Genomic DNA, 3,467 nt, shown 5'->3' with positions numbered 1-3,467 from the left:
GCCCGGCCGGGACGCACCATCCGATCGATTACGAGGCCGAAGGCGGACCCTCGGTCGAGGTTCGCGTGCAGGCGCTGTTCGGGCTCGACCGCCATCCGACGATCGGCCAACCGCCCCAGCCGCTCTTGCTCCAGCTTACCAGTCCTGCCGGGCGCCCGATCCAGGCGACGCGCGACCTCCCCGCCTTCTGGCGCGGGAGCTGGCGCGAGGTCGCGAAGGAGATGAAAGGCCGCTATCCCAAGCATCGCTGGCCCGAGGAGCCGTGGGCGGAGGCACCCAGCCTCAAGACCAAGAACGCGTTCAATGATTCGCACTGATTCGGGCCGAAGGCCCGCAAGGGCGCTCGGCTCAAATAGCCGACAGGCGTAGCCTGCCGGAGGCGCCCGCCCGCAGCGCGTCGAGCTTTGCTCGTAACGCGCGAGGAAAGCCAAGGCCACGGATGTGGCCGCCGGCGCTTGAGGCTCAACAAAAAAATGATAAAGGCCGAACCATGTCTGCACGCATCTACCAGCGCCCGAAGAATGCCATGCAATCGGGCAAGGCGCTCACCGACCAGTGGGTCCTCGAATTCGATCCCGCCGAGGCCAAGAAGCCCGATCCGCTGATGGGCTGGGCCGGCAGCGGCGACATGCAGCAGCAGGTGCAGCTGAAATTCCGCTCGCAGGAAGCCGCCCAGGCTTATGCCGCGAAGCACGGGATTTTCGCGCGGGTACACAAGACCCCGCCCAGGGCGCTCAAGCTGCAGGCCTACGCCGACAATTTCAGGTAATAGCCCTCTCCCCTTCAGGGGAGAGGGTTGGGAGAGGGGCCGCCCGAGGCGCTGCCCCTCTCAACTCCAGCTAGGCCGCTTCGCGACCAAGCCTGCGTATCTCTCCCCTGAAGGGGAGAGAGCGACATGGTTGCATTCTAGCCCTTTCGCCGCCATATGCGCGCCCGGGAGCCGGTCGGGCGTTTGCGTCCGCCAACCTGGTCAGGTCCGGAAGGAAGCAGCCACAACGGTCAGCGGCGGGTCGGCCGGTTCCTTTTTGGCGAAGCGGCACCAGCCCGCGCCCCAACCGAACTTCCCAAGCAGGATCTCCCGGTTCCATTTTCCCAGTCCAATGCGCCATTAGCGACTGACAAGCCGCGCCGTTACGCCTAGGTTCGGGTCATGGGTGATTCAGACGACCTGCTGGGCAAGGATGCCTCCGCCGACGATTCCGGGGAGACCGGGCCGAGCCCGGAAGAGCTGGAAGCGGCCGGGCAGTCGGCGCTGTTCGGCGGCGCGGAGGCCGCTCCGCAATCGCCGCCGGTCCAGCCGCCTGAAGCCCCTGCTTCCTTCCAGCCCTATCGCGTGCTGGCCCGAAAATACCGCCCGCAAACCTTTGCCGAATTGCTCGGCCAGGATGCGATGGTGCAAACGCTCGCCAACGCGATCGCGCGCGACCGCCTGGCGCATGCCTTCCTGATGACCGGGGTACGCGGGGTCGGCAAGACTTCGACCGCGCGCCTCATCGCCAAGGCCCTCAATTGCATCGGGCCCGACGGGCAGGGCGGGCCGACGATCGAACCCTGCGGCCGATGCGAACCGTGTGTCGCGATCGCCGAAGGCCGCCATATCGACGTGATCGAGATGGATGCGGCGAGCCATACCGGGATCGACGACGTCCGCGAGATCATCGAGGCGGTGCGCTATGCCGCCGTTTCGGCGCGCTACAAGATCTACATCATCGACGAAGTCCACATGCTTTCGCGCCAGGCGTTCAACGGCCTGCTCAAGACCCTCGAGGAGCCGCCGGCGCATGTGAAGTTCCTGTTCGCGACGACCGAGGTCGACAAGCTCCCGGTCACGGTGCTGAGCCGCTGCCAGCGCTTCGACCTGCGACGTATTCCCCGCGAGCTGCTCGAACGGCAGTTCGCGGAAATCTGCGCGAAGGAAGGCGTCGAGGCGGAGCCCGAGGCCCTGTCGATCATCGCGTCCGCGGCCGAAGGTTCGAGCCGCGACGGCCTTTCGATCCTCGACCAGGCAATTGCACATGCGGACCTTGAAAAGGAAGGGAAGGTCACCGCCGATCGCGTACGCGACATGCTCGGGCTGGCGGATCGCGGAGCGCTGCGAAGGCTGTTCGCGGCGCTGCTGGAAGGCGATCACGAGACGCTGCTGGACGAAATCGACAAGCAGTATGCGCTCGGCGTCGAACCGCTGGCGCTGATGCGGTCCTTGATGGAGATCACTCACCGGATCACGGTCGCCCGGATCGGCCGGAGCGGAGCCGATGCTCCGACCGCCGAGGAGCGGGAGGCTTTGGAGGATTGGGCCGGGCGGCTCAAACCGGCGCAGCTTCACCGAATGTGGCAATTGCTCCTCAAAGGGCATGACGAGGTGCGCCTTGCGCCCGATCCGCTGGTTACCGCGCAGATGGCGCTGCTGCGCATCTTGCACGCGGTCGACATGCCCGATCCCGGCACCGTGGCGAAGCGCTTCGAGGAAGCGCTCGAACAGGGCAGGGGCGCCGTTCCGATGGCCCCGCCCGGCGACAGCTCGCCAGCTCCAAAGGCAGCGCTCGATTGGTCCCGGCTGGTCGAGCAGGTCGAACATTCGGGGCAGCTGAACCTCGCGACAAAGATGCGCCTGCAGGTCCGGGTGGTCGAGCTCGAGCCCGGAATCCTGCGCTATGCGCTGGCCGATGGCTTCAGCCAGGACATCGCTCCCGAATTGCGCGACGGGTTGCTGCAATTGACGTCGCAACGCTGGATCGTCGAACTGGCCGGGCAACCCGGGGCTCCGACATTGGTTGAGCAGGAAGAAGCGCGCGCGAACGAAGCAAGGCAAAAGCTGCTCGACGCGCCGATCGTCAAGGCAGCCTTCGCCGCCTTTCCCGATGCCGAACTGGTCGAGGAAAGCGAAGGCGGGCCGGGGCGCGAACGCAATTGGAGAAACCAGGCATGAAATCGATGGAAGAGATGCTCCAGGCGGCCCAGGAGGCGGCCAAGAACATCCAGAAGCAGATGAACGAAGCCCAAGTGAAGCTCGACGAGATCGAGGTCGAAGGCGTTTCGGGCGGGGGCCTGGTGAGGATTCGCTGCACAGCCAGGGGCCGGATCCTGTCGGTTTCGATCGACGACAGCCTGATCGTGCCGGAGGACAAGACGATCCTGGAAGACCTGGTTGCCGCCGCCTTCAACGATGCGCGGACCAAGGCCGACCAGGCCGCCGGCGCGGAAATGTCGAAAATCCAGCAGGGAATGGGACTTCCGCCGGGTTTCGAATTGCCCGGAATGGGCTGACCGGTCCGGATCCCGCTCGCCGAGGATAGCCGCCGGCCTGAGCTACGCCGCACAATATCGTGGTTGAAGCTGGCCGGGCTCGTTCCAGCACACTGGGTGCAGGTTCACGCAAGGATTGGTTGTTTTCGTTGTCTCCATGCGCGAACTGGAATGCCCGGCCAGCTCCAACCGGTTGCGACCCTTGGCCTTGGCCAGAAGCT

The 3,467-nt window shown here is 65.5% G+C and carries 4 protein-coding genes and 1 other RNA gene; all 5 read left to right on the top strand.

What is annotated here, in order from left to right; all coding sequences use genetic code 11:
- A partial coding sequence (locus AC16XC_RS00305; RefSeq protein WP_484032634.1) for an ATP-dependent helicase C-terminal domain-containing protein occupies positions 1 to 317 on the top strand: 317 nt, incomplete at its 5' end.
- A 173-nt stretch (positions 318 to 490) separates the two neighbouring features.
- Positions 491 to 769: an ETC complex I subunit gene (locus AC16XC_RS00300; protein WP_484032633.1), complete on the top strand. Its 279-nt coding sequence runs from the start codon at positions 491 to 493 to the stop codon at positions 767 to 769.
- 164 nt (positions 770 to 933) lie between these two features.
- Positions 934 to 1,028, top strand: an RNA gene (gene ffs, locus AC16XC_RS00295) — signal recognition particle sRNA small type.
- A gap of 122 nt (positions 1,029 to 1,150) precedes the next feature.
- Entirely contained in the window at positions 1,151 to 2,929 is a 1,779-nt protein-coding gene (locus AC16XC_RS00290; protein WP_484032632.1) for a DNA polymerase III subunit gamma/tau, read from the top strand.
- Complete coding sequence (locus tag AC16XC_RS00285) at positions 2,926 to 3,267, top strand: YbaB/EbfC family nucleoid-associated protein (RefSeq protein WP_484032631.1); 342 nt, start codon at positions 2,926 to 2,928, stop codon at positions 3,265 to 3,267. The genes AC16XC_RS00290 and AC16XC_RS00285 overlap by 4 nt, the downstream gene beginning before the upstream one ends.
- Positions 3,268 to 3,467: the final 200 nt, after the last annotated feature.

This window comes from Candidatus Andeanibacterium sp., from assembly GCF_057143545.1.
This window is presented reverse-complemented; position numbering and strand designations above follow the sequence as displayed.